This window comes from Methylomagnum ishizawai, assembly GCF_900155475.1.
Lineage (GTDB): Bacteria > Pseudomonadota > Gammaproteobacteria > Methylococcales > Methylococcaceae > Methylomagnum > Methylomagnum ishizawai_A.
In genome coordinates this window covers 2248254-2274099 of record NZ_FXAM01000001.1, presented here as the reverse complement: position 1 = coordinate 2274099, position 25846 = coordinate 2248254, and the positions used below count along the sequence as shown (strand labels likewise).

The window sequence follows — 25846 nt, the reverse complement described above, 5'->3', positions numbered from 1 at the left end:
CTGGATTCCAGTTCCACCCCGGCTCAATCCCCCGGCACCTCGAACCGCCCGCGATAGCCGAAAGTCCGCCCGAACCAGGGATGGCGAATCTCGAACGCCAAAGGGCGCACTGGTTCAAGCCCCATCCCCGCTGGTTCATTTTGACCACGCCCCCGCCGGAATTCCCGGCCCATCCGCTCCAAGTCATTGATTCACCAATCACCATAAAATGGCGCGAATCATGCTATGCGGTCGCCAAGACCCAGGCCCATGGGTTTACATCCCCCGCCTGGCATCAGGAGCCTCCCCCTTCCCCACCCCGGAGGCGTCCTTTCCCCTACCTTGGTTCAAAGCCCATGTACAGAGCAAGCTACGACGCGGAATCGGTGGCCATCACGGGCGGCACCCCGGCCCACCGATTCAGCTTGGATTCCGCGATAGACCATATCGCCCATTGGCTACCCACCCAACAGCCCATCAAGGATTTCGTCCACCACAACACCTTGCACGCGGTGCAGGACCGTCCCTTCCACGAAGGCGTGGCGCTGGCGGCGAAAATCTTCGGCGCCCATAGCTACCTGCCCCTGGCCGATTACCAAGCCCGCCACCGTGCGGGCCGGATCGGGACGTTCGCCATCGACTGGGCCGTCGCCCGCGCCGAATCCGACCCCGTCAAGCGCGACGCCCTGCGCCGCTCGCTGTTCGAGCCGGACCAGACCGTGCATTACCCGCCGGTTTCGCTCGCCAACCACGGCATCCGGGAGCGCTGGCTCACCCATATCGGCGTGAACCTGAACGCCCTGGTCCAACCCATATTGTTCCGCCTGACCGCGAATTTCCTGGACCAGGGCATCAGCCGCTGGACCGTCGCCCAGGCCGGGGAAAGCTTCTGGGATTGCGTGTGGCGGCTGGTGGAAGGCGGCTTCATCCCGCTGTACCCGTTCCAGGAACCCGAGGCCCGCGCCGCCATCAACCAAACCCCGGATGCGGCCATCCGCGCCTGCCTCGCCCGCATCGTGGGCGATGAAAGCTTGTACGAGCAATATCTGTTGGAAATGCTGCTGGCCCACCCGGGTTGGGCCGGGATGGTGCGGGTGATCGAGACCGCGCCGGACGCCCTCCTGGCCCGCCGCCGCATCACGCTGAAAGAGTTCATCGCCCTGGAACTGGCGCTGGAACTGGCCTTCCTGCGCGGCAAGCGCGGGGCGGATTGCATCCCGGTCGCCGCGACACCGCGCCTCGACCAAGTGGACCGGCTGGCCGACGCCCTGGCCCGGCCCGTGGTGCCGCTGCGGCTCAAGGTCTGGCACGAAGCCATGGAGTTCTCCCTGTACGCGGAATTGCTGCGGGCGCTGCCCGCAACAGGCGGCGCGGCCAAAACGCCGACCGCCACCGCCCAGGCGCTGTTCTGCCTCGACGACCGCGAATGCTCCTTGCGCCGCCATTTGGAAGAACTCGATCCGCGCATCGCCACCTATGGCGCGGCGGGTTTCTTCGGCATCGATTTCCTGTACAAGGGCATCGACGACGCCTATCCAGTGGCGCAATGCCCGGTGGTGGTGACGCCGCGCCATCTGGTGGTGGAATCGGCGGTCGGTTCCACCGATGGCAAGAAAAAGCCGATCCAACCCGATTTTTCCAAGCTGCACCTCAAATCGAATTCGGCGCTGCGGGGCTGGATTTTCACCCAAGCCTTGGGCCTGGGCTATGCCGCCCGCTTGGCGTTCGAGGTGTTCCGGCCCGGCTCCAAACTGCCCAAGATCAAGCACCTCGGCGAGATCGACGCCCATACCGAATTGCACCTCCTGCGCGAGAGCGACGAACCGGACGAACAAGGCCGCTTCCTGGGCTTTTCCTACGGCGAGATGGCCGACAAGCTGGAAGGCATCCTCCGCACCATCGGCTTGACCCATGATTTCGCGCCGCTGGTGGTGGTGGTGGCGCACGGGTCCAGCAGCGTCAACAACCCGCATTTCGCCGCCTACGATTGCGGCGCCTGCGCCGGCAAGCCGGGTGCGCCCAATGCCCGCGCCTTCGCCCAGATGGCGAACGATGGCATCGTGCGGGGCTTGTTGCGGGAACGCGGCATCGACATCCCGGACGCCACCCGGTTCGTGGCGGCGCTGCACAACACCAGCCGCGACGAAATCCAATATTTCGACCAGCACACCTGGGAACGGGAACCCCAAGGCTGGGCGGCGTTCCAGGCCGCCATGGCCGCAGCGCTACGCCGCAATGCCCACGAACGTTGCCGCTGGTTCGAGTTGGGACCGCAAGGTACGGACCCGGAACTCTCGCACCAGCATGTGCAATCGCGGGCGACCTCGATCTTCGAGCCGCGGCCCGAGTTGAACCATTCCAACAACTTGTATTGCGTGGTCGGACGCCGCCGCCTGACCGCCGACCTGTTCCTGGACCGCCGGGCCTTCCTGCATTCCTACGACCCGGATTCCGACCCGGAGGGTGATATCCTGCTGCGCATCCTCAACGCCATCATCCCGGTCTGTGGCGGCATCAACCTGGAATATCTGTTCTCGCGGGTGGATAACTCGGTCTACGGCGCGGGCACCAAGCTGCCGCACAACGTCATCGGGCTGCTGGGGGTCGCCAATGGCGTGGACGGCGATTTGAGGACCGGCCTGCCCTCGCAGATGATCGAGGTCCACGAACCGGCCCGGCTGCTCATCGTCATCGAGCAAAGCCCCAGGGTGATCCACGCCGCCTACCAGCGGCTGGGGGCGCTCCAGGAATGGCTGGATAACGAATGGGTGCGGCTGGTGTCCTGCCATCCCGACACGTGGGAAACCCTGCTCTACACCCCGCATGGCTGGGAACCCTTGGACCTGCCCACCGACATCCCGGTGCCGCAAGCCGCCTGCTCGCTCGATATCTTCCCCGGCCATACCCGCACCATCCCGGTCCACCGCCTCGTCAAGGAGTCCGTATGAACAGCTTGCTTGTGGCTTGCCAATTCCTGCCGCTGTTGGGTTGGCTGCTGATTTTCGTCCTGGGTTCGAGCGAACGGCGGGTCGCCAATATCAGTTTCTGGGCCACCCATGCCATGGGCGCGGCGATCCTGGGACTGTTGGCGACCTGGGCGTTCGAGGGCTTCCCGGCCCATGAATATCTGTGGGTCACGCTGTACGAACAGGCCGAATACCATTTCCATATCCTGTTCTACCTGGACCCGGTGGGCGCGGCCTATTTGTTCTGCACCTGGGTGATTTTCTCGGTCATCGTGCGCTATTGCCGGTATTACCTGCACCGCGAGCTGGGATATAAGCGCTTCTTCCTGACCATCTTCGGCTTCGTGTTCGGGCTGAACATGGTGATTTTGTCGGGTTCGCTGGATATGTTGTTCGCGGGCTGGGAAATCGTCGGCATCGCCTCGTTCCTCCTGATCGCGTTCTACCGGCACCGGGCGCAGCCGATCCGCAACGCCTTGCGGGCCTATACCGTCTACCGCTTCTGCGACCTGGGGCTGTTGCTGGGTGCCCTGCTGATGGATTTATTCCTGCACGGCAGCAACCATTTCAGCCAATTAGGCGCGGTCTTCGGCCAGGGCGCGGTGCCACCGGGCGGGACCTTGGGTTTGTTCGCGCTGTCACTGTGCCTGGTGATCGCGGCCTCGGGGAAATCGGCCCAGTTCCCGTTCTGCTTCTGGCTGCCCCGCGCCATGGAGGGACCGACGCCGTCGAGCGCGATTTTCTACGGGGCCTTGTCGGTACATCTGGGCGTGTTCCTGCTGCTGCGGACCTTGCCGATTTGGGGCTTCGAGTTCTTGTCGCGGGCGCTGGTGCTGACCATCGGACTCTTGACCGTGATCGTCGCCAGCGTGGCGGAAAAGGCCCAATCCAATATCAAGGGCCAGATCGCCTACGCCTCCATCGCCCAGGTGGGCTTCATGTTCATGGAACTGGCGCTGGGCTTGGAATCCCTGGTCTTGCTGCATTTCATGGGCAATACCTTCCTGCGCTGCTATCAACTGTTGGTGTCGCCCTCCATCGTCGCCCATTTGCTCAGGGTCGAAGGGGCCGCCAACACCGGCTTCGATATCAAGCACAGCGCCTTCGCCCGGCATCTGCCGCGCTCCCTGCGTAGCAGCCTGCCCGAGGCGCTGGAAACCACCCTGCAAGTCCTCGCCCTACAGGAGTTCAACCTGGAAACCGGGGTGAGGGCCGTGCTGTGGGAACCTTTGAAACGGACGGGCGCGGCGATCAACGCCGTCGATCCCTGGCGTAAGCTCGGGGTGGCCTTGGGCGTGATCGGGTTGGGCTGGCTGGGACTCGAAAGCGGGCTGTTGCCCCGGCCTTATCTGGCGATTCCGGCGGCGCTGGCGATGCTCGTCGCTTCCCTGGGCGCGTTCGCGGAAAAGCGCGATGTGTTCCGGGTGTGGAACCTGGTGGGTTTCAGCGGCCTTTTGAGCGGCGGCGTGGCCTGGTTGGCGGGCGACAACGCGGCTGACCATGTCGAGCTATTCCTGAGCGGCCTCCTGCCGGCCTGGTGCCTGGGGTTGGGACTCCTCGCCCTATTGCTCAAAGGGGACGACTTCGCCGCCGCGCCCTATGCCTACCGGGCCATGGCCGAGCGCAAGCCCGCGCTGTCGATCCTGCTGTTCCTGTGCTTCCTGGGGCTGGTCAGCTTCCCGGTCACGCCCGCCTTCATCGGCGAGGATTTGCTGCTCTACCATGTCAGCGAACACTTCCCCTGGTTGGTGGCCTTGATCGCGCTCTCGTTCGTGCTGAACGGCATCGCGGCGGCGGGCGTGTTCCAGCGGCTGTGCCTGGGCCGGCCGGTCGAGGTGCGCGACCCGGCGGCGGGCAGCGAACCGGTGGCAGCTTGGCGGCCGGGCCTGGCCGGGCCGGGGTTCCTCCCGGAAAAATAAGCGCCCCTTCCGCCAACAGCCAAAGCCGGTTCCCCGGCTTTGGCTTTTTCATGGCCGGGGGTGGGTGTTCGCGCCCGGAGCGCCATGCGTTCAATGCGCCTCGTCCCAATTCCCGCCGACGCCCACCTCCACCAACAACGGCACCGCCAATTCCGCCGCCGCGCACATCAAGACGCGGATTTCGGCGCGGGTCCGCGCCACGAGGTCTTCCCGCACCTCGAACACCAGTTCGTCGTGGACCTGCATGATCATCTTGACCGCGCCGGGTTCGGGCTGGCCTTGAATCCAGCCATCCACCGCGATCATCGCCCGCTTGATGATGTCCGCCGCCGTCCCTTGCATGGGCGCGTTGATAGCGGTGCGCTCGGCGTATTGGCGGCGCTGGGCGTTGCGGGAATCGATCTCCGGGATATAGAGCCTGCGCCCGAACAGGGTTTCCACGTAGCCGTTGGCCTTGGCGGATTCGCGGGTCTGGTCCATGAAGGCCTTGACGCCGGGATAGCGCCGGAAATAGGCGTCGATATAAGCCTGGGCCAAACCTCGCTCGATGCCCAATTGCTGGGCGAGGCCGAAGGCCGACATGCCATAGATCAAGCCGAAATTGATGGCCTTGGCCGAACGGCGCTGATCCGGGGTCACTTGGTCGGGGGCCACGCCGAACACTTCGGCGGCGGTGTGGCGGTGGACATCGGCGTTATCGGCGAAGGCGGCGCAAAGGTTCGGGTCGCCCGAAAAATGGGCCATGATCCGTAGCTCGATCTGGGAATAATCCGCCGCCACCATGCGATAACCGTCCGGGGCCACGAAAGCCTGGCGGATACGGCGGCCTGCTTCGGTGCGGACCGGGATGTTCTGCAAATTGGGATCGGACGACGACAGCCGCCCGGTCGCCGCCACGGCTTGGTGATACGAGGTATGCACCCGGCCCGTGCTAGGGTCGATCATCTGCGGCAGCTTGTCGGTGTAGGTGGATTTCAGCTTGGCGACCGAGCGGTGGTCGAGGATCAAGCGTGGCAGTTCATAGCCCTTGTCAGCCAGATCGGCCAGCACCGATTCATCGGTCGAGGGCTGGCCTTTGGGGGTTTTCTTGAAAACCGGCAGGTTCTGCTTGTCGTAGAGGATGGCCTGGATTTGCTTGGGCGAACCCAGGTTGAAGGGCTGTCCGGCGACGACGTGGGCTTCCCGTTCGATCTCGGCCAGGCGCCGTTCCAATTCGCGGCTTTGTTCGCCCAGCTTGAACACATCCACCAACACCCCGGTCCGCTCGATCCGCGACAACACCGGCACCAGCGGAATCTCCACGCTGTCGTAAAGGCCGCGCAGGCGGTCCTTGGCCTCCACCAGCGGCCACAAATGTTGGTGCAGGCGCAAGGTGATATCGGCATCCTCGGCGGCGTAGCGGGTGGCTTCTTCGATACCAACCTGCTCGAACGGGATTTGCTTGGCCCCTTTGCCGGCCACGTCCTCGTAGCCGAGGGTGTGGTACTGGAGATAATGCAGGGCCAGGGAATCCATATCGTGGCGGCTGGCAGTGCTGTCCAGCACATAGGATTGCAACATGGTGTCGTGGCGGATGCCTGCGAGGGCGATGCCATGATTGACCAGCACATTGGCGTCGTATTTGAGGTTCTGGCCCAGCTTGGCGCGGTGGGGGTCTTCCAGCAGGGGCTTGAACCGGGCCAGCACGGCGGCGCGGTCGAGTTGGTCGGGCACGCCGGGGTAGTTGTGGGCCAGGGGCACGTAGGCCGCATGGCCCGGTTGCACCGCGAACGATAGCCCGACGATCTCGGCCCGCATGTAATCCAGGCTGGTGGTTTCGGTGTCGAAAGCGAACAGTTCGGCTTGTTGCAAACGGTCGAGCCAAATATCCAAGTCCGCCAGGGTCAGCACGGTCTCATAGCGGGCTTCGATCCGGGGAGCTTGCGGCTTGGCTTCCGGCAGCGGGGCGTCGCCGGCGGCGTCCAGTTGCTTGAGCCAGGAACCGAATTCCAATTCGACCAGCAAGCCGCGCAGGGCAGCGCGGTCGGGTTCGGCGCAGACCAGATCGTCCGGCCCTAACTCCAGCGGCACATCGCAGCGGAGGGTGGCGAGTTGGCGCGACAGCGGAATCTTATCCAGCGCGGCCCTAAGGTTCTCGCCGACTTTGCCGGAGATGGCGGCGGCGTTCTCGATCAGGGCGTCGAGCGAGCCATATTGCCGCAACCACTTGGCCGCAGTCTTCGGCCCGACCTTGTCCACGCCGGGGATGTTGTCGGCGCTGTCGCCGACCAGGGCCAGATAATCGACAATGCATTCCGGCGGCACCCCGAACTTCTCGATCACACCTGCACGGTCCAGGGTCTTGTCGAACAGGGTGTTTTCCAGCGTCACCCGGTCGCAGACCAATTGCGCCATGTCCTTGTCGCCGGTCGAAATCACCACCCGGTAGCCCAGCCCCGCAGCCTGGGTCGCCAGCGTGCCGATCACGTCGTCGGCCTCCACCCCGTGTTCCACCAACAACGGCAAGCCCAGCGCCCGGATAATGGCCCGCAAGGGTTCGATCTGGACGCGGAGTTCGTCCGGCATCGGTGGGCGGTGGGCCTTGTAATGCTCGAACAACTGGTCGCGGAAGGTCTTGCCCGGTGCGTCGAACACCACGCCGATATGGCGGGTGGCGTGGGTGGCGACCAGTTTCCTGAGCATATTGGCGACGCCCAGCACCGCGCCGGTGGGCTGGCCCTTGGAATTGGTCAGGGGCGGCAGGGCGTGGAAGGCGCGGTACAGGAAGGAGGAGCCATCGACGAGGACCAGGGTTTTGGGGATGGTTGCGGACATGGGGGGTGTTCGGGGAAGGATGGATGGGAAGGCGGGATTTTAACAGCCCGCCCGGTCCTGGGCGGCGCGGATCGTCCTGCCATCATTGCATAACCGTTCCTACATCGACCTGACATACCGCCTTGTTAGCTTGCGCGGCGTTTTTATCCGCCCATCGCTTAACGAGGCCAATACCACCATGTCACAATTCGACCGTCGCGACTTCTTGAAAATCATGGGCTTGGGAGCCACCAGCTCGATGCTCCCGGACAACATCGCCCGCGCCCTGGAAATCCCGGCCTCCAGCCCCACCGGCACGCTCAAGGATGTCCAACACATCGTCATCCTGACCCAGGAAAACCGCTCCTTCGACCATTATTTCGGCGCGTTGCGGGGCGTGCGCGGCTTCAACGACCCCCGCGCCGCGAAGCTGCCCAATGGCAAGCCGGTCTGGGTCCAGCCCAATGGCGCGGGCGAATTGCTGCCGTTCCGGCCCGATGTGGAGAGCGTGGGCCAGATGTTCCTGAGCGACCCGCCGCATAGCTGGAACAACACCCATGGCGCGTGGAACTGGGGCAAGTACAACGATTGGATCGCCAACAAGGGCCAGGTCGCCATGACCTACCACACCCGCAAGGATATTCCCTACCACTACGCCCTGGCCGACGCCTTCACCGTGTGCGACGCCTATTACTGCTCGGTGATGGGCGGCACCGACACCAACCGCTACCACCTGTGGACCGGCTGGTGCGGCAACGACGGCCAAGGCGGCGGCCCGGTGATCTTCAACGACGAGGCGGGCTACGCTTGGCACACCTTCCCGGAACGCCTGCAAAGCGCGGGCATCACCTGGAAGGTCTACCAAGATATCGGCGACGGACTCGACGCCGACAATGGCCATTGGTGGGGCTGGACCGGCGACGCCTTCATCGGCAACTACGGCGATAATTCCCTGCTGTACTTCCACCAGTACCAGAACGCCCAGCCCGGCGACCCGCTCTACGACAACGCCCGCACCGGCACCGAGATCAAAGCCCAGGGCCGCGACCCGCACAAGCTGCTGGAAGATTTCCGCGCCGACGTGCTGAACGGCACCCTGCCGCAAATCTCCTATATCGCCGCGCCCGAAGCCTACACCGAACATCCGAACTGGCCGGCCAATTGGGGCGCTTGGTATGTGTCCCAGGTGATGGACGCCTTGGTCGCCAATCCCGAGGTGTGGAGCAAGACCGTCCTGTTCATCAATTTCGACGAGGAAGGCGGCTTCTTCGACCACATGGTCCCGCCCACCCCGCCAATGGATGCCACCCAAGGCGGTTCGACGGTCGATACCCGCAATGAAATCTATCCGGGCAATCCGCAAGACCCCCGCCAGCCGGTGCCCGCCCCCTATGGACTCGGCATCCGCGTGCCGATGCTGGTGGTGTCGCCCTGGAGCAAGGGCGGCTGGGTGAATTCGCAGGTGTTCGACCACACCTCGGTGATCCACTTCATCGAAGCGCGTTTCGGCGACGAGCATCCCGGCCTGGCCGAAACCAATATCACCCCGTGGCGGCGGGCGGTGGTGGGCGATCTCACCAGCGCCTTCGATTTCTCCAAGGCCAACGCCCGCAAGGTCAAGTTGCCCAAGGCGGCGTCCTACCTGCCCACCGACTTGGTACCCCATCCCAACGATCCGTTGGTGCCGCCCACCCTGCCGCTGATGCCGCACCAGGAAACCGGCGTACGTCCGGCCCGCGCCCTGCCCTACACCCTGCACGCCCACGGCAGCGTGCAAACCGCGAAGCAATCCTTCGCCATCGACTTCGACAACATCGGCCAGGCCACCGCCGTGTTCCAGGTCCGCTCGGGCCATGAGTTGGACGCGCCCCGCTGCTACACGGTGGAACCGGGCAAGCAGCTCGAAGGCGTCTGGAACATCGCCGCGGGCGGCACCACCGAATACGACCTGTCGGTCTATGGTCCCAATGGCTTCTACCGGGGCTTCAAGGGCGGGGTCGAGGGCCATGGCCGGGCCAACCTGGACGTGCAAGCGAGCTACGACCAACAGAAGGGCAATATCGCGCTGAATATCGTTAACCTGACCGGGCGCAAGCTGCGGGTATCGGTCCTGGACCAATACACCGGCAAGGTCTTCCAAAAGGCGATTCCGGCCTTGGAAGCGGTGTCGCGCTCCTGGTCGCTGCGCAGCCAATATGGCTGGTATGACTTGGTGGTCACGGTGGCCGAGGACGCCGGTTTCGAGCACCACCTGGCCGGCCATGTCGAGAACGGCAAGGACAGCCTCTCCGATCCGGCCATGGGCGGGCTGCTCTAAACCCCGCCGCCACGCAAAAGCCGCCCCCGGCATGGCCGGGGGCGGCTTTATATTTCTCCCGGCCACGCTGACGGGATAATTGGGACCCGGGCCACGCAGCCGGAAACCTATCCCCGCCGCATCCTGTTGGCGGTCACCGGTCTGACGCCACAAGTGGTGACCGAACTGGCCCGTCTGCGTGCCGTGCCGTACATCCCGACCGAAGTGCATTTGTTGACGACCGGGGAAGGCGCGTCGCGGGCGGAACTGACCTTGCTAGACGCGGACAAGGGATATTTCCACCGGTTCTGCGATGACTATGGGTTGACCAGGGCGTTGGTGCGTAAATAACGGTATGGTCGCTTTTTCCCTTGCCCCTGCAAGTTCAGGGCGCAGTAACGCCTAGACGAACCGAAACCGGCATGCCGAGGGCGGTCATGGTGTTCATGGCGGCGACCCGCGCGTGGACTTCCGTCACCTACCTTTCGAAGATCCGCGAGGCCAGGCGATCCCCGAACAGTTGCTTGAAACGGTAGAAGGCGTTCTCGACCAGGCTCCGACGGTGGTAACCCGTCGCTTGCTTCCAGCCCGGCAGGGACTGCCGACGATGTCGGCCAGCGCCTGCATGCGGGGATGGCCTTCCTCCCAGGGCACCGCGTTCCCCCTCGGCGGCACCACCACCGCCGCGTCCCGCGCCATCCCCGCCTCGTAGACCCCGCAGATATCGTAAGCGCCATCGCCGTCCACTTGCCCGATCCAGCCCTCGATCTGGTCGAGCAACCCCTCGAACACCCCACAGTCCGACCATTCCACCGTGGTCACCTCCACCCCGATCACCCCGTCAAATCCCGATTAGGGCAGAACCATCACGGAATACCCCGACGACTACGACGAATAACCTCACTCGGATAGCCGTGCCCGGATGGAGCGTAGCGGAACACGGCACGTGTCACCCTCAGGCCCACTGCCCTTTGCTAGAATGCCCCGCCCCATCCCGAGACCACGCCTTTGACCACCCGCAGCCCGCTGTTCGCCCGCCCGCCCGTTTGGCGTCCCGTCCGCCCCGGCCAAAGCCACCACATCCCGCCCGGTGCCGAATCCTGGCTATTCGAGCAAGGCTCGCTAACCCTGCGGCTCCGCGCCCTGTGCGGCGAAAAATTCCGGGTGCGGCTGCTACGGCAAAACTGGGCACAGCCCTATGCCGACGAAGCGCGGGCGCTCGGACTCCCCCAGCTACGGCGGGTGGTGGTGCGCGAAGTCCTATTGCAATGCGGCGACCGGCCCTTGGTCGCGGCCCGTAGCGTCATCCCGGCGGACACCCTGCGCGGGGCCGGGCACGCGCTGGCCCGCCTGGGCACCCGCCCCCTCGGGGAAATCCTATTCCGCGACCCCCGCCTGGAACGCACCCATCTGGAACTCACGGCCCTCGAACCCCGGCTCTGGCGGCGCGAATTGGCGGCAAGCCTCAATCTCACTGGGAAAATCCGGGGCCGCCGTTCCTGCTACCGCATCGGTCCGGGCTGTCTGCTGGTCGCCGAATTCTTCCTGCCCGCCCTGTTCGCCCTGGAGCAAAACCCATGATGACGCCCATCCCCGCCGCCCGTTTCGACGCCTATTGGCGCTTGATGCGCTTCGACAAACCTATCGGTATCCTGCTGTTGCTCTGGCCGGGGCTATGGGCCTTGTGGATCGCAGGGCAAGGCCATCCCTCGCCTTACGTGGTGTTCGTGATCGTCCTGGGCACGGTGTTGATGCGGGCCGCCGGTTGCGTCATCAACGACTACGCCGACCGCGATTTCGACCCGCATGTCGAGCGCACCAAGCTCCGGCCCATCGCGGCGGGGGAAATCGCGCCCAAGTCGGCCCTATGGCTGTTCGTGGCGCTGTGCCTGGTTGCCTTCGCCCTGGTATTGACCCTGAATGGGCTCACCATCGCTTTGTCGGTGCCGGGGGCGCTGTTGGCGGCGTCCTACCCCTTCATGAAGCGCTACACCCATTGGCCGCAGGCATATCTGGGGCTGGCGTTCGGCTGGGCGGTGCCGATGAGCTTCGCGGCGGAAACCGGCGGCGTCCCCTTCATCGCCTGGGAAATCTACGCCGCCACCATCCTTTGGGCGCTGATCTACGACACCATGTACGCCATGGTGGACCGCGACGACGATATCAGGATCGGGGTGAAATCCACCGCCATCCTGTTTGGGCGGCACGACCGGCTGATCCTGACCCTGTTGCAGGCGCTGATGCTGGCGATCTTGGGCGCGGTGGGATGGCAGGCGGATTTGGGCGGGGCGTATTACGCCGGGCTGGCGGTGGCGGCAGGGCTGGCGGGCTATCAGCAAGGACTGATCCGGGAGCGGGGCAAGCCCGAGTGCTTCCGGGCCTTCCTCAATAACAATTGGTTCGGGCTGGCGGTGTTCGCGGGATTGGCGCTGGATTACGCGCTACGCTGAGGCCGCCGCCCGCAAGGATCAAGCGTAGTCGTCGAACAAGGTGCCGACCATGCCGTCCTGGGCCTTGACGGCTTTGACGCCCGCCTGGGTTTGCGCCGAGGACTCCTTCATCTCGACCAAGGATTGGGTGGCGCTGTTGCCGCTGCTGGCGGCTTCGGTTTTGGGATGGGCGGCGGTAGTGGAATCGCGGGCGATCCGGGAAGCCGCGTCGTTCATGTGCTTATAGGCTTGCTGTAGGGCTTGGGAGCCGGAGCCGCCGACCGGATAAGCGCTCATATCTTCCTCCAAGGGCGTGCTGGGTATGCCCTACTCCCAGTTTAGCGCGTACCGCCATCCGCCATCGGCTCCGTCCTCCAATTTTTTGCGTTTTTGCCGCCCGGTTCACAAAAAGCGGCGATAAAAACCGCTAGTCCAGGCCGGGCCGGTTGTCCTTGCTGGCGAGGCTAAGCGCCCGCCTGCGCCGGGTATTGGCGAGTATGGCGGCGCGTTCCGTGTCATCGGCCTGGGACCAGCGCATGATTTCTTCGAGGGCGCGGAAGCAACCCAGGCAGATATTGTGTTGGTCTAGGCAGCAGTTGCGGACGCAGGGGGATTCTATGGCGCGGTTCGGGTTCAAGAAAAACCGCCCTCCTCGGGCCAATTGAAAGCGGTTCGTATGATAGCGCCGATTTTGGGGGTGGGATCGGGTCCGTTTTGCCGTCGATAAGAATCTGGCCGGAAATAGCTTCCCGTTTTCCCCCCGGAACAAGTGGGCTGGTGGATAATGGAGGCCTTGGCCGATTGAGGGATGAGCGGGGATGATGGGTTACATCGCTGGGAGCCCATCCCGACCGGGACGCGCAGTTCCGCAACGTGCCAACAAAAAGGCCGACCTGGTTTCCCCGGTCGGCCTCGGCTTCCATTGGCTATCCCCTTGCCCTTCGACGCATCCTTTGCGCTTCCTTGCCCTTGCGGCGATATATTCCTAGCCTCGGCGGGCGCGGACCATACGCAAGAACACCTATAACCCCAACATCCCGAGCGCGGCCTCGGCCCGCCGCCGGGCCTGGCCCTGCACGGCGGACAGGCTTTTGCCGGACGCCACCGCCCTGAACTTGGCATAGGCTGGCAAGGCGTCGATGCTGGGCAACTCCCAATCCGCGCCGGATTCGCTGGCGGCCAGCCAATGGGCCAGTGCCACCAGATCGGTCGGGGCCAGGGTTCCGTCCCTTTGAGGCCGGGTCCATTCGCTGGCCCGCAGCGGCAGGACGGTCCATTCCTTGGGGAAGTTCCAGCGTTCCAGCAAGAACGCCCCGAGCGTCCCGCCGACCCAGTGCGACACCAGGGTGATATCGTCTTCCTGCCATAATTCGCGGGAAACCTGGGCCACCAGGTCCAGGCAGACACCGCCGCCAACGGCGGAGAGCAAACCCGCCAGACCCGCCCGGTCCGGGTCGGTGCCGGGACATTGGGCCGCCAACTCCCAGCACAGGGCCGAGCGGTAGAGGCTATCGCGCCACCAGCGCTGGCGCAGGCGGACCAGCAACGGATCGGCCCCGCCTTCCGGCTCCGGGCGGTACAAGGCGGCCAATAGCACACGGATGGCCTTCGGCCCCAGGCGTTCGACCGCGGCTTGCCCATTCAAGAAAGCGCCATCGGCGGCAAAGAACAAGGGACTATTGGCGATGGCGACCAGCTTGGTGGCGATGGCGGGATCGGTCAGGGCGATGGCGGCGATTTCCGGGGCTTCGGCCTGGCGGCCCACGGCGGCTTGCAGGCAGGCCAGCACCTGGGGCTGGACCGGGAGGCTCAAATGCCGGCGCGGATAGATATCGCGCAACGCCCGGAGCAGCGGATTGCCGCGCAACCCGGCGGGCAGCTTGGGATCGCCACCCCATTCCCTGGGCTTGCGCAGGGCGCTGTGGGCCATGAGGGACGGGGAAACCCTCAGCATCCACACCGGCGTCAGGGCGGTCGCCGTGACGCCTTCCTCGCGGTTGGCGCACAGCGGGAAGTTGGCCTTCACATCATCCGTCCCCAGTTCGTAGGCCGACCCGGTCTTGGGGGTGACGCGCACCCGGCCCTCCAACAGGTACCACAACGCCCGGTCGGGGTCGCCGATCCGGCACAAAACCCGACCGGACTCGTAAAACTCGGCTTCGCGCCCGGCCTGGAAGGCGGCCAGTTCATCCTCGGCGAGATGGCGGATCGGGAACAACCGCCTGAGCATGGGCAGGGTGATGGGCATGGACTCGGACCCCGGCTTTCCCGTCCTGGCCGATTCTTCCGCTCCCAACCCGACGCTTTCCGACCAACTCAACAGGGATTCCGACCACCGGCTTTTTATGCGTGAGATCAAACGCATCGTGTTTCCTCGATGGTGAATTAAAGTTTTGCTTTTTTAAATAATATTAAACCAATTTGGCAAAATTTATAATCCGATCCATCCAGGCCACCGCTTCCCCGGCCCACTGCCGCCGACTCCCCCACGGGGCATCCCACTCCGCAAGCATAGTCCAGCCCTCGGCCTCGCAGCCCAAGCCGGGCCTGGCAACGGGCCAAGCCCACAGCATCGCTGGACGCCCGCCCGTGTCCTGGCAACCGAACACTCTTTAGAGCGCGGGACGCCATCGAGCTATCGAACAGAGACAAGACGGTATCCAACTGGCATTTCCGCGCCCGCGCCCCATCCCAGCGGCAAGTCATCGGCACGGCCCCGCCAGACCTACCCGCTGCATAGGTAGCGGAAACCAAGCGATACCTCCCACCCACGCCCAGCAAACCGATACAGCCATGTCACGTCCTCACAGATCGGTTCTAGCGGGAGCCATGCCGACTGTTGGGCATCCACCTCCTTTAAAGAGACAAGAATCGCCCAGCATGCGCCCATCCCCCGGACACCCCATATCGGATCACGACAAACCGGATCGACCGATAAACCACACGTTCGCCACCGGAAGACCGGTGGCCCTGCTATTTTTTACGCTGGGGCCATCTGGTATCTTCCAAGCCCTATACCGCGCAAAATCGCGCCCCCGGACGAACAACCATGCCATACCGCCGACACGAGACCCAACCATGAGCGCCGCTCCCCGGTCGATCCTGATCATCGACGCCGACCCGGACCGCCGCGCCGAGTTGGGCCGCCGTCTGCTGCAGGGCCCGCACCCCTACCACATCGCCGAAGCCGAGACCTGGACCGGGGGACTGGCCCTCAGCCGCGGAACCCCGCCCGATTGCGTCTTGCTCGGCCCCGCCACGGCGGCGGACGGCACGGAAACGCCGCCCTACCCGCTGGTCAGGATCGCCGTCGAGGACTATGGGGACGCGTGGGACGCGGCGGACCCCACCTGGCTGAGCAGCGCCATCGAGCGCGCCATCGAGCGCCACGCCCTGGCCGATCCGGGCCGCGCGGCCCAGCCAACCCCGGCAGCGGCGGACGAACCCTGGCTGCAAGACCTGCGCGACCTGGACCGCCGGGCCGAGGATTTGCCGGAGCGGGACATCCTGGAACTGGGCCTCGCCATCGCGGCCCGCGCCACCGGCAGCGCGGTCGGCTATGCCCGCCTGGGTGGGAGCGACCACGAAACCATCGCGCTATATCCCCAGGACTCCAGCGCCGACCCGGCCTGGAACCCCCTCACGCCCCCGCATCAACTGGAAGCGCCGGTCATCGAGGACGGCCAAACCCGGCTGTTGCTGCGGGTGGGCCACAAGGCTGACGACTACGACGAGGCCGACCAAACCCGCCTGCGCCGGCTCGGGGATGAACTCCAGGCCATCCTGCGCCGCCGCCAAGTCCTGGACCGGCTGGCGCGGGCGCGGGCAGCGGCGGAAGCCGATAGCCAGGCCAAGAGCGCCCTCCTCGCCCAGGCCGGCCAGGACATCCAAACCCCGCTCAACAGCCTGCTGGACTGGGTCGAACGGCTGCGGCGGGAAGGCGTGGCCGAACGCCAAACCGAGCCGCTCGACCGGATCGAAGCCCTGGCCCGGCATGCGCTGCGCCTGGCCGGGGATTGGCTCGGCCCCACCGCCGTCGAAGCGGAGGGATCGGCACCGGTGGCAACCCCGTTCAACCTCAGCGAACTGATCCGCGCCACCCTGGACGGACTCGGCACCCGCGCCCAGGCCAAGGGGCTTTCGCTGCGGGTCAACCTGGCCCAGGTGCCGCGCCAACTCGAAGGCGACGCCCCCCGGCTCGGCCAAGCGTTAACGCACTATCTGGACAACGCCATCGAGTCCACCGAACGCGGCCACGTCACGCTGTCGGCCCGGATGGCCGGGGAAACCGCCGGGGATTGCCTGATCCGCTTCGAGGTCGCCGACAGCGGCGCCGCCACCTCCCCCGAGCGGCGGCTCGCCATCGTCCGGCGGTTGGCGGAGCCGATGGGCGGCGGGGCCGGGTCCGGGAACACCCCGGACGGCGGCAACCTGTTCTGGTTCACGGCGCGGCTCCGCAAGGGCCACCCCGCCCCGCCCCAGGCGGCCGATCCCCCGGAAGCCCGGCTCCGGCGCGACCACCGGGGCACCCGCATCCTGTTGGTCGAGGACGATATCATCAGCCAGGAAGTGGCCCTGATGCTGTTGGAGGAAACCGGACTCTCCGCCGACCTGGCCGCGAATGGCAGGGAAGCGCTACGGCTGCTGGCGCAAGGCGGCTACGCCCTGATCCTGATGGACATGCAGATGCCGGAAATGGACGGCCTGGAAACCACCCGCCACATCCGCCGGCAGCCCGGTTTCCAGGACGTCCCCATCGTGGCCCTGACCGCCAACGCCTTCCAAGAAGACCGTAATGCCTGCTTCGCGGCCGGCATGGACGACTTCATCGCCAAGCCGGTGGACCCCGGCATGTTGTTCGCCACCCTGCTCAAATGGCTGGAACGCGGCCACAAAGACACCCCGCCCGCCGCCTGAACACGGCCCGGACCCAACCCCCAGGGCCAACCGCCCAAAATACCGCTAAAAACGCTCATACCGTCACGATCAGCCGATTATCGATTACCATGATAAGGCGCGGGCACGATGACACAAGAAACCCACTCCGCCAGCTTCGACCATGCCTCGCCACAGGCTCAAGCCAGGGCATGGGTCCGGCCCGCACCGGCCCAGCGCCTCCCCGGCGGTGCAGCCCGCACCGGCGGATCGGACCTGGCCTGAACCAGTGCTTGCCAAAGGAGATTCCCTATGACGGAACCGGACGACTTCCCCCCATGGTTCACGCCCGGGCCGCCCCCGCGCCCCGCCTTGGAGTCGCCGGAGCCGACGTGGAAAATCCTTTTGGTGGACGCCGACCCGGACATCCACGCCGCGCTGCGCCGGACGCTGGGCGGGGAGCGGGTCGAGGGACGGCGGCTCGAACTGCTGGACGCCGACTCCGCGGCGGCGGCACCCACCCTCCTCGTCCAACACCCCGACACCGCCCTGCTCCTGCTCGATATCGCGCAGGACACCGAACCGGCCGGACTGGACCTCCTGCGCCACATCCGCCAAGGCCTCGGCAACCAAACCCTACAGGTCGTGCTGCTCTCCGGCCAGACCGACTACGTCCCCGGACGCCAGACCGTGCGCGACTACAGCATCCACGGCTACCGGCTCAAGTCGGAGCTGGCCACCGACCGGGTGTTCCTCGCGGTCCACGCCGCCCTCCGCACCCACCACCTCCTCCGCGAACTGCACGCGCTCAAACTGGGACTCGAAACCCAGGTGCGCGAGCGCACGGCGGCGCTCGAAGCCAGCAACCAACGCCTGAGCGAAACCCAGTTCGCCATGGACCGGATCGGCATCGCCATCCGCTGGGCCGACGCCGAGGGCCGCCTCCTCTACGTCAACGACGCGGCCTGCGCCATGCTGGGCTATAGCCGTGGGGAACTGCTGGGAATGAAGGTGCCGGATATCGATCCCAGCTTCGCCGGGGAAGGCTTCCCGGAACGGACCCGGCCCATCCAGGAGCGCGGCTACGGCCATTTCGAGTCGGTCAACCTCCACAAGGACGGCCATCCGATCCCGGTCGAGGTCAAGCTGTACTACCGGGAAACCGCACCGGGGCTGGGCGGTTTCATCGCCTTCGTGACCGATATCAGCGAGCGCCACGCCGCCGAGGAAGCCCTTCTGCACGCCAAGCAGGCCGCCGAACAGGCCAGCCAGTCCAAGAGCGCCTTCCTGGCCAATATGAGCCACGAACTGCGCACCCCGATGAACGCCATCGTCGGACTCACCCACCTGCTCCAGAACAGCGTCCAGGGACCGGACCAGCGCGACAAGCTACGCAAGATTTCCGAATCGGCCCGCCACCTGCTCGCGGTCATCAACGCCATCCTGGATTTCTCCAAGATCGAGGCCGGGAAGTTCAGCCTGGACGCCACCGATTTCGAATTCGAACCGATCCTGGGCCGGGTCGCCGCCCTGGTCCTGGAGAACGCCCGCGCCAAAGGGCTGAACCTGGTGGTCGATATCGACCCCAAGCTGTGCCGGGGCTTCCGGGGCGACCCCACCCGGTTGACCCAGGCCCTGCTCAACTACGCCGGCAACGCGGTGAAATTCACCGACCAAGGCACCATCGTCCTGCACGCCCGCCTGCTGGAGGAAACCGTCCAGGACGCCCTGATCCACTGCGAGGTGCGCGACACCGGCATCGGCATCGCCCCCGAGATCGCCGGACGCCTGTTCCAGGCCTTCGAGCAGGCCGATGCCGGCACCACCCGCCGCCACGGCGGCACCGGGCTGGGACTCGCCATCACCCGGCGGCTGGCGGAAATGATGGGCGGGAGCGTCGGCGTCGCCAGCGAACCCGGCCGGGGCAGCACCTTCTGGCTCACGGCGCGGCTGGAAAAAGCCGCCCCCCCGGCCCCGGCCACGCCCCGGCCCTATTCGGCGGGACTGAGCGTGCTGGTGGCCGACGACCTGCCGGAAGCCCGGCTGGTGCTGGCCGAATTGCTGGCGGCGCTGGGCTTCCGCGCCGAAACCACCGGCAACGGCGCGCTGGCGCTGGACCTGTTGCAACGGGCCGACCGGGCCGGGGAACCCTTCGACCTGGTGGTCCTGGATTGGCGGATGCCGGGGCTGGACGGCATCGAAACCGCCCGCTGCCTGCGCGGCCTGGCCCTGTCGCGCCCACCGGCCCGGCTGCTGGTCACCGCCTACGACGAGCCGGGACTCAAGGAACTGGCGGGCGAGGCCGGATTCGACGTGGTGCTGGACAAGCCGGTCACGCCCTCGGCCCTGCATAACAGCCTGATGCGCATCCTGGGCGGCGAACCCCACCTCCCCGCCCCGCCCCACGCCACCGCCCCCAGTTGCCTGCCCAAGGGACTGCGGGTGCTGCTCTGCGAGGACAACCCCATCAACCGCGATGTGGCCTTGGAACTGCTGCGGGAAGCCGGGCTCGTGGTCGATGTGGCGGAAAACGGGGCCGAGGCGCTGGACAAAGCGGGACGCCAGGACTACGCCTTGATCTTCATGGACGTGCAGATGCCGGTGATGGACGGCCTGGAGGCCACCCGCGCCATCCGCGCCCTGCCGGGTCGCCAGCAAGTGCCGATCCTCGCCATGACCGCCAACGCCTTCAGCGAGGACCGCCAGCGCTGCCTGGAAGCCGGGATGAACGATTATGTCGCCAAGCCGGTGGACCCGGACCTGTTGTTCGCCACCCTGGAGAAATGGCTGAGGCGGCCCGCCCCGCCCACCGTCCCCGGACCGGAGCGCCGCCCGCCGTTCCCATTCCAGATCGCCGGTCTCGATGTCGAGACCGGATGCCGGAGGACCGGCGGCAAGCCGGAGCGCTACCTGCAACTCTTGCGGATGTTCCTGGACCACCACGTGGCGGACATGGCGCTCCTGCGCGAGCGGCTGGACGCGGGCGACCGCGCCGGGGCGGAACGGCTGGCCCATAACCTCAAGGGCGCGGCGGGCACGCTGGGCGCGACCCGGTTGCACCACCTCGTCAGCGAGATCAACCAGGACATCCTCGCACCCTCGGACCCCGGCCAACCCGGGAGGCGCATCGCCGAGTGCGAGCGGGAACTGGCCCAACTCGCGGTCCAGGTCCGCGCCTTGCCCAACCTGGCCGAAGTGGCCCGGCCCATCGATCCCACGCAAGCCCTGGCCGCCGCCCAACGCCTGGAAGCTCTGCTCGCCGACGACGATATCCAGGCCGGGACGGCGCTGCGGGAAGCCGGCCCCGCATTACGCGCGATCTACGGTCCCGGCATCGAGGAAATCGAACGGCTGGTCGGCAACTACGACTATCAACCCGCCCTGGAAGCCCTGCGTGCCTTGCTGGCGCGCTGACCGCCACCCCGGATTCAAAACCACGGGGTCCCCTGCCCGAGACCGCGCTACACCAGGACGCGGGGAAGCGACGGTGACTCACGGCCTGGGCTTGGTGCTAACATTCGCCATCCATGAACCGAGACCAGGAGACCTTCCACCATGCCGCGCATCCCCCTCAAGCAAGACCCGTCCGCGACCGAGAAACCCGCCCGCCGCCGCGCCGTCGCCCTCAAAAAAAAGCCGCAGAGCGTGGCGACCGACCAGTTCTTCTATTTCTTCCTCAGGCTCAGGAAGGGCGAGATCCGCCGCGTGGTGCAGCGCGTGCAATCCCTCTACCCGGACGAAAGCACCGAACAACTGGCCCGCCGCCTGATCTTGGCCCAATGCTCGCTGTCCCTGGTGGGCGGCGCCCTCCTGCACCTGCCGCAGTTGTTCCCCGGCGCGGGGAACATCCTGAAACTGGCCGGCTTCGTGGGCGGCGCGTCGATGATGGCCCGCATGAACCTGTATCTGATCCTGGAGGTCGCCCTGCTCTACGGCCAGGACATCGACGACCAGGCGCGGGTCGGGGAAATGATGGCGGTGGTGGCGGCCTCGGGCGCGTCCGCCGCGATGCCCTTGCTGGTCAACGCCCTGGAATGGGCCCCGGTGGCGGCGATCCCGGCCTCGGGAATCAGCGCCAGCGCCGTGTCCAAGCTGGTCGGGGAAGCGGCCATCGCCTTCTACAAATCCCGCCGCGACGCCCAGGTGGCGGCGCAGGAAGCGATGCCCGCCCTGGCCGGCTAGGGCATTTTCATATTTTCCGCAGGGTGGGCGCGTATTCCGTGCCCACCCCGGCGGCCCGGACACCCAAACCGAAAAGGTCCCAGGCCGAGGATAAACCGCCCACCTCCACCAGTCCGGGGTTCATCGCCTTGGCCCCCGGCGATCCACCTCGGCGGAATGGATCAACACCAGGACGATGAACGCCACCACCAGCCCGCCTGCGGCCAATATCGTCGTTATTCCCATCGCCCACCTCCCGCCTAAGCCTCGGCGTATTGGTAGATCGGATTCACCAAACTGCCCGGCGGCAAGCTGATGAGCGGCGCGATGATCCCATCGTCCAGGCCGTAGACCCAACCATGCAGGGCGGGACGGCGCTTGCGCTTCCAGGCCTGCTGCACCAGCGAGGTATGGGCGAGGTTGTACACCTGCTCGACGACATTCAACTCCACCAGCCGGTGGGCGCGTTCTTCCTCGCCGGGCAGGGCTTCGAGTTCGGCCTGGTGCAGGCGGTAGACATCCTTGATGTGCTTCAGCCATTTGTTGAGGATGGGCAGGGCCGGGTTCTGCCGCTTCAAAGCCGCCCGGATGCCGCCGCAGTTGTAGTGGCCGCAGACGATGATATGCCCGACCTCCAGCACGTCCACGGCGTATTGCAACACGCCCAGGCTGCTGAAATCGGTGGTGATGACCTGATTGGCGATATTACGGTGGACGAACATCTCGCCCGGCTGGGCGTTGACGATGATCTCGGCGGGCACCCGGCTGTCGGCGCAGCCGATCCACAGGAACTCGGGCCGCTGCCCGCCCGCCAGATGCTCGAAATAATGCGGCTCCTTGGCGCTTTTTTCCCCGGCCCAGGCGCGGTTTTCCAACAAGAGTCTTTCGAAGGGTTGCATAGTATCTCCCCGGATGGCTGTAAAAGGCGGAACCGGCGCGGGAACCCACATCCCGCCGCGAGGGGGTAAGCGGCCAGGACACACCCCCGCGCCGGTCCCGGAATCGTCAATGTGGTAGCGGAAGGGCGGCGGCGTGCCCGGCGCGCCGCCGGAACGGAACCACCGGCTTGGACTCCGGCGCGTCCCCGACCCGCAAGCCCCGGACGTTCCGTAATTCCACCGTGATGCCATCGTCCGGCGCGGCCTTGAGGAAATCGCGCAGGGTTTCCAACACGTCGTGGTCGATGAAATCGGCGTGGGTGCCGTCGATCAGCACATCGCCCCCGGCCTCGACCCGGCCCAGGGCTTCCCGCACCAGCGCCTTGTTGAGGAAGGACACATCCTTGCGCAGGCGCAGCAAATAATGGTCGCCGTTGCGGGTCAGGCTCACCGCCGCCTGGAAATTGGCCCGGATCACATAGAACAACCCGCAGGCGATGCCAACCATGATGCCCTTGAGCAGATCGGTGGTCAGGATCGCCGCCACGGTGACGGCGTAGGGCACGAATTGGTCGGTGCCCTTGCGGTACATCTCCACCACCAAGCCGGGCTTGGCCAGCTTATAGCCGGTCAGCAACAGGATCGCCGCCAGGGCCGCCAGGGGCACATAATTCAGGTAGCGCGACAGGAACCCCACGCTGAACAACAGCAACAGGCCATGGACGAAGCAGGACAGCTTGGTCCGGCCACCCGCGTTGACATTGGCCGAGCTCCGCACGATCACGGCGGTCATCGGCAAACCGCCCAACAGGCCGCTGGCGAGGTTGCCCAAACCCTGCGCCTTCAATTCGCGGTTGGTGGGGGCGATCCGGCGCAAGGGATCGAGCTTGTCCACGGCTTCCAGGCTCAACAGGGTTTCGAGGCTGGCGATGACGGCGATGGTGGCCGCCATGGTGTACACCGCCGGGTTGGCGAGCTGGGCGAAATCCGGGAACACCAAATGCCCGGCGAAATCGCCCAAGCCCTGCAAATCCGGCAAGGCCACCCGGTGGACCTCGGCGATGGCGAAAGCCGTGCCCTGGCTCAACAGGTTGAACGCCACCCCGAAGGCCACCGCGACCAGCGGGCCGGGTATCCAGGCCAGCGGCTTGAACCAGCGGGTTTCCCACAGCACCATGATGACGAGCGCCCCCAGGCTGACCAGGGCCGCGCCGGGGGAAATGGCGTCGAAGGCGAGGAAGATTTCATCGAGGGTGCCGCCGGGCGTCTGGGGGATGTAGGTCTCCTCGCCCGACAGGTCCGCGCCGTAACCCACGGCATGGGGCAATTGCTTCATGATGAGGATCAAGCCGATGGCGGATAGCATCCCCTTGATGACCGAGGACGGGAAATAAGCCCCGATCATCCCGGCCCGCAGGAAGCCCAGCGCCAATTGCAACAACCCCGCCAGCACCACCGCCACCAGGAAGGCGGGAAAGCCGCCCAGGTGGTCGATGCCCTGGGCCACGATCACCGTCAGCCCCGCCGCCGGTCCCGACACGCTCAGTTGCGAACCGCTGGCCCAGGTCACGATCAAGCCCCCGACCACGCCGGCCACGACGCCCGATAACAAGGGCGCACCCGAGGCCAGCGCGATCCCCAGGCACAGGGGCAGCGCGACCAGGAACACCACGATCCCGGCCGGAATATCCCGGCCAAGATATCGCCAATAATAGGAAAACTGTCTACGGATCATGGGGTTGTCCTCCTGGAGGATACGATGCCGGGGATGGGTCCGGGCGTTGCGGGTCGCCGTCCAATAGTTTCGATGCGAAACTATTAAACCAGACTGTAGAGGGCGACGCAACAGCTTAGGTTTAAATAAACCGTACCATTGGCTTTTTTAAACCGCAACGGGTTATTTGAACCGTAACGAGGGATGGGGTTCCACTAGGCGGTGGATTTAGGATCTGGCCAGAAATAACTTCCCGGCTTCCCGCCGGAACAAGCGGGCCGGTGGATAATGAAGGCCTTGGCGGATTGAGGGACGAGTGGGGATGATGGGTTACGACGAAGCCATCGAGACGAAGATGCGGCGGCTGTTCGAGAGGCTGTCGGAGAAGGACCGGCGGAGGTACGCGGGGATCGAGACGGCCAAGTTTCCCTCATCGGGAAATCATGGCTCGATATCTCGCTGAAATCGCTTGGGAAACCAAGGTATGGGTAGCGGATGCCCCTCCATTTCAATGGCGAGCGCTTCCTTGGGCCACATGATCCACCTTAACCACCGACAAACAGGATTGAACCGGCGCACGGCACGTCCACACGCCGGTCCCAAACCCGCTTACTCCAGCCCGTCCAGATACTTCTCCGCATCCAAGGCCGCCATACAGCCCGACCCCGCCGAAGTCACCGCCTGCCGGTAGACCGAATCCGCCACATCGCCCGCCGCGAACACGCCCGGCACGCTGGTCGCCGTGGCGTTCCCGCCCAGGCCGCTCTTGACCACGATATAGCCATCCCGCATTTCCAACTGCCCGGCGAAGATTTCAGTGTTCGGGCTATGGCCGATGGCGACGAACACGCCGTCCAGCTTGATATCCTGGGTGCTGCCTTCCCGCACATGCTTGATGCGGAGCCCGGTCACGCCCGCGTCGTCGCCCAAAACCTCGCCCATCACATGGTTCCAGGCGATGCTGACCTTGCCCTCGCGCTCGCGTTCGAGCAACTTGTCGGCCAGGATTTTCTCGGAACGGAACTTGTCGCGGCGATGCACCACGGTCACATGGGAGGCGATGTTGGCGAGGTAAAGCGCTTCTTCCACCGCCGTATTGCCACCGCCGATCACGGCCACCGGCTTGTTGCGGTAGAAAAAACCGTCGCAAGTGGCGCAGGCCGACACGCCCCGGCCCTTGTAGGCTTCCTCGGAATCCAGCCCCAGATAACGGGCCGAAGCCCCGGTGGCGATAATCAAGGCATCGCAAGTGTAGGTGGCGGAATCGCCCATCAGCTTGAACGGGCGGGCCGATAAATCGGTGGTATGGATATGGTCGAAGATGATCTCGGCCTCGAAGCGCTCGGCATGGCGCTTCATGCGCTCCATCAGTTCCGGTCCCTGCACGCCCTCGGCGTCGCCCGGCCAGTTGTCCACTTCGGTGGTGGTGGTGAGTTGCCCGCCCATTTGCAGGCCGGTCACCAGCACCGGCTTCAGATTGGCCCGCGCCGCATAGACGGCGGCGGTATAGCCCGCCGGTCCCGAGCCCAAAATCAGCAAGCGGCAATGTCTCTGTTCAGTCATCGAATTCCTCGGTGTTGGGAGTGGCACAAAAAACCAAGTATGACGGTGTGGGATTTGAGCGTAAAGGTTCCGGTCCGCGTCTTGGGGGCGTTGCCGGAAACCTTGTGGAAGCAGGCTATTTCAGGGTGGCGCTTGGCGTGATTGGCCACCCCCGGAGCGCGGACTTTGGCTTGCGTGCCGGGTCGGCCCATGCAAACTCAAAATTCGCGCTCCAGTTTGCCCGGCCCTGTCCGATGGCGCGACCGTGAACGGGCGCTCTTGAACTCTCCCCCC

At 65.5% G+C, this 25846-nt stretch carries 19 protein-coding genes; 11 read left to right on the top strand and 8 right to left on the bottom strand.

Annotated features, from left to right (window positions below):
* Window positions 1–335: 335 nt before the first annotated feature.
* Together B9N93_RS10040 and B9N93_RS10035 are read left to right on the top strand one after the other, a co-directional pair.
* Complete coding sequence (locus B9N93_RS10040; protein ID WP_085213242.1) at window positions 336–2927, top strand: YbcC family protein; 2592 nt, start codon at window positions 336–338, stop codon at window positions 2925–2927.
* Entirely contained in the window at window positions 2924–4864 is a 1941-nt protein-coding gene (locus B9N93_RS10035) for a proton-conducting transporter transmembrane domain-containing protein (RefSeq protein ID WP_085213240.1), read from the top strand. The genes B9N93_RS10040 and B9N93_RS10035 overlap by 4 nt, the downstream gene beginning before the upstream one ends.
* 90 nt (window positions 4865–4954) lie before the next feature.
* On the opposite strand, the gene polA is transcribed toward B9N93_RS10035, so the two are convergent.
* On the bottom strand, window positions 4955–7678 hold the full coding sequence (gene polA / locus B9N93_RS10030; RefSeq protein WP_085213238.1) for a DNA polymerase I: 2724 nt from the start codon (window positions 7676–7678) through the stop codon (window positions 4955–4957).
* 178 nt (window positions 7679–7856) lie between these two features.
* Here polA and B9N93_RS10025 point away from each other — a divergent pair, with 178 nt between their 5' ends.
* Together B9N93_RS10025 and B9N93_RS10020 are read left to right on the top strand one after the other, a co-directional pair.
* Window positions 7857–9974 carry a phosphocholine-specific phospholipase C gene (locus tag B9N93_RS10025; protein ID WP_085213236.1) on the top strand — a complete coding sequence of 706 codons (2118 nt, stop codon included), beginning with the start codon at window positions 7857–7859 and terminating at the stop codon, window positions 9972–9974.
* A gap of 126 nt (window positions 9975–10100) precedes the next feature.
* Window positions 10101–10304: a CRISPR-associated ring nuclease gene (locus B9N93_RS10020; protein WP_085213234.1), complete on the top strand. Its 204-nt coding sequence runs from the start codon at window positions 10101–10103 to the stop codon at window positions 10302–10304.
* A gap of 123 nt (window positions 10305–10427) precedes the next feature.
* Here the strand turns inward: B9N93_RS10020 and B9N93_RS26990 are convergent, their stop codons facing one another.
* Window positions 10428–10790, bottom strand: coding sequence for a hypothetical protein (locus tag B9N93_RS26990; RefSeq protein WP_085213232.1), 363 nt, complete (start codon window positions 10788–10790; stop codon window positions 10428–10430).
* A gap of 171 nt (window positions 10791–10961) precedes the next feature.
* Between B9N93_RS26990 and B9N93_RS10010 the strand changes: the two genes are divergently transcribed.
* Complete coding sequence (locus B9N93_RS10010; RefSeq protein WP_254899373.1) at window positions 10962–11534, top strand: chorismate--pyruvate lyase family protein; 573 nt, start codon at window positions 10962–10964, stop codon at window positions 11532–11534.
* The gene (gene ubiA / locus B9N93_RS10005) at window positions 11531–12403 is read left to right on the top strand and encodes a 4-hydroxybenzoate octaprenyltransferase (RefSeq protein WP_085213230.1); all 873 of its coding nucleotides are present in this window, start codon (window positions 11531–11533) and stop codon (window positions 12401–12403) included. The genes B9N93_RS10010 and ubiA overlap by 4 nt, the downstream gene beginning before the upstream one ends.
* An 18-nt stretch (window positions 12404–12421) precedes the next feature.
* Here ubiA and B9N93_RS10000 read toward each other — a convergent pair whose 3' ends face one another.
* The 3 genes from B9N93_RS10000 to B9N93_RS09990 all read right to left on the bottom strand — a co-directional run bounded on the left by B9N93_RS10000 (window position 12422) and on the right by B9N93_RS09990 (window position 14747).
* Window positions 12422–12679, bottom strand: coding sequence for a hypothetical protein (locus B9N93_RS10000; RefSeq protein ID WP_085213228.1), 258 nt, complete (start codon window positions 12677–12679; stop codon window positions 12422–12424).
* 130 nt (window positions 12680–12809) lie between these two features.
* Window positions 12810–13019 (bottom strand): DUF1289 domain-containing protein, encoded by a 210-nt coding sequence (locus B9N93_RS09995; RefSeq protein WP_085213226.1) that lies wholly within the window; start codon window positions 13017–13019, stop codon window positions 12810–12812.
* A 384-nt stretch (window positions 13020–13403) separates the two neighbouring features.
* The gene (locus B9N93_RS09990; protein WP_085213224.1) at window positions 13404–14747 is read right to left on the bottom strand and encodes an HDOD domain-containing protein; all 1344 of its coding nucleotides are present in this window, start codon (window positions 14745–14747) and stop codon (window positions 13404–13406) included.
* A 713-nt stretch (window positions 14748–15460) separates the two neighbouring features.
* Between B9N93_RS09990 and B9N93_RS09985 the strand changes: the two genes are divergently transcribed.
* The 4 genes from B9N93_RS09985 (at window position 15461) to B9N93_RS09975 (ending at window position 21439) form a co-directional block, all read left to right on the top strand.
* The gene (locus B9N93_RS09985; RefSeq protein ID WP_125468919.1) at window positions 15461–17299 is read left to right on the top strand and encodes a response regulator; all 1839 of its coding nucleotides are present in this window, start codon (window positions 15461–15463) and stop codon (window positions 17297–17299) included.
* Between the two features lie 108 nt (window positions 17300–17407).
* A complete protein-coding gene (locus B9N93_RS26315; RefSeq protein WP_254899372.1) occupies window positions 17408–17542 on the top strand; it encodes a hypothetical protein in 135 nt (44 codons plus the stop codon).
* A gap of 27 nt (window positions 17543–17569) precedes the next feature.
* Window positions 17570–20671, top strand: a complete 3102-nt coding sequence (locus B9N93_RS09980) for a hybrid sensor histidine kinase/response regulator (RefSeq protein ID WP_085213220.1) — start codon at window positions 17570–17572, stop codon at window positions 20669–20671.
* A gap of 141 nt (window positions 20672–20812) precedes the next feature.
* Window positions 20813–21439 carry a hypothetical protein gene (locus tag B9N93_RS09975; protein ID WP_085213218.1) on the top strand — a complete coding sequence of 209 codons (627 nt, stop codon included), beginning with the start codon at window positions 20813–20815 and terminating at the stop codon, window positions 21437–21439.
* A gap of 239 nt (window positions 21440–21678) precedes the next feature.
* Here the strand turns inward: B9N93_RS09975 and B9N93_RS09970 are convergent, their stop codons facing one another.
* A complete protein-coding gene (locus B9N93_RS09970; protein ID WP_085213216.1) occupies window positions 21679–22317 on the bottom strand; it encodes a carbonic anhydrase in 639 nt (212 codons plus the stop codon).
* A gap of 106 nt (window positions 22318–22423) precedes the next feature.
* Window positions 22424–24031 carry a SulP family inorganic anion transporter gene (locus tag B9N93_RS09965; RefSeq protein WP_085213214.1) on the bottom strand — a complete coding sequence of 536 codons (1608 nt, stop codon included), beginning with the start codon at window positions 24029–24031 and terminating at the stop codon, window positions 22424–22426.
* Window positions 24032–24453: 422 nt separating this feature from the next.
* On the opposite strand from B9N93_RS09965, the gene B9N93_RS26830 reads away from it, so the two are divergent.
* Window positions 24454–24549, top strand: coding sequence for a hypothetical protein (locus B9N93_RS26830; RefSeq protein WP_368655811.1), 96 nt, complete (start codon window positions 24454–24456; stop codon window positions 24547–24549).
* A gap of 70 nt (window positions 24550–24619) precedes the next feature.
* Here B9N93_RS26830 and trxB read toward each other — a convergent pair whose 3' ends face one another.
* Window positions 24620–25573 (bottom strand): thioredoxin-disulfide reductase, encoded by a 954-nt coding sequence (gene trxB, locus B9N93_RS09955; RefSeq protein WP_085213212.1) that lies wholly within the window; start codon window positions 25571–25573, stop codon window positions 24620–24622.
* Window positions 25574–25846: the final 273 nt, after the last annotated feature.

Excerpts from the sequence above, each read along its gene's own strand:
- ubiA (WP_085213230.1), top strand. The coding sequence starts at position 11,531 with ATGATGACGCCCATCCCCGCCGCCCGTTTCGACGCCTATTGGCGCTTG.
- B9N93_RS10000 (WP_085213228.1), bottom strand. The coding sequence starts at position 12,679 with ATGAGCGCTTATCCGGTCGGCGGCTCCGGCTCCCAAGCCCTACAGCAA.
- B9N93_RS09980 (WP_085213220.1), top strand. The coding sequence starts at position 17,570 with ATGACGGAACCGGACGACTTCCCCCCATGGTTCACGCCCGGGCCGCCC.
- B9N93_RS26315 (WP_254899372.1), top strand. The coding sequence starts at position 17,408 with ATGACACAAGAAACCCACTCCGCCAGCTTCGACCATGCCTCGCCACAG.
- B9N93_RS26830 (WP_368655811.1), top strand. The coding sequence starts at position 24,454 with ATGGCTCGATATCTCGCTGAAATCGCTTGGGAAACCAAGGTATGGGTA.
- B9N93_RS09985 (WP_125468919.1), top strand. The coding sequence starts at position 15,461 with ATGAGCGCCGCTCCCCGGTCGATCCTGATCATCGACGCCGACCCGGAC.
- trxB (WP_085213212.1), bottom strand. The coding sequence starts at position 25,573 with ATGACTGAACAGAGACATTGCCGCTTGCTGATTTTGGGCTCGGGACCG.
- B9N93_RS10025 (WP_085213236.1), top strand. The coding sequence starts at position 7,857 with ATGTCACAATTCGACCGTCGCGACTTCTTGAAAATCATGGGCTTGGGA.
- B9N93_RS10040 (WP_085213242.1), top strand. The coding sequence starts at position 336 with ATGTACAGAGCAAGCTACGACGCGGAATCGGTGGCCATCACGGGCGGC.
- B9N93_RS09990 (WP_085213224.1), bottom strand. The coding sequence starts at position 14,747 with ATGCGTTTGATCTCACGCATAAAAAGCCGGTGGTCGGAATCCCTGTTG.
- B9N93_RS09965 (WP_085213214.1), bottom strand. The coding sequence starts at position 24,031 with ATGATCCGTAGACAGTTTTCCTATTATTGGCGATATCTTGGCCGGGAT.
- B9N93_RS09970 (WP_085213216.1), bottom strand. The coding sequence starts at position 22,317 with ATGCAACCCTTCGAAAGACTCTTGTTGGAAAACCGCGCCTGGGCCGGG.
- B9N93_RS09975 (WP_085213218.1), top strand. The coding sequence starts at position 20,813 with ATGCCGCGCATCCCCCTCAAGCAAGACCCGTCCGCGACCGAGAAACCC.
- B9N93_RS10035 (WP_085213240.1), top strand. The coding sequence starts at position 2,924 with ATGAACAGCTTGCTTGTGGCTTGCCAATTCCTGCCGCTGTTGGGTTGG.
- polA (WP_085213238.1), bottom strand. The coding sequence starts at position 7,678 with ATGTCCGCAACCATCCCCAAAACCCTGGTCCTCGTCGATGGCTCCTCC.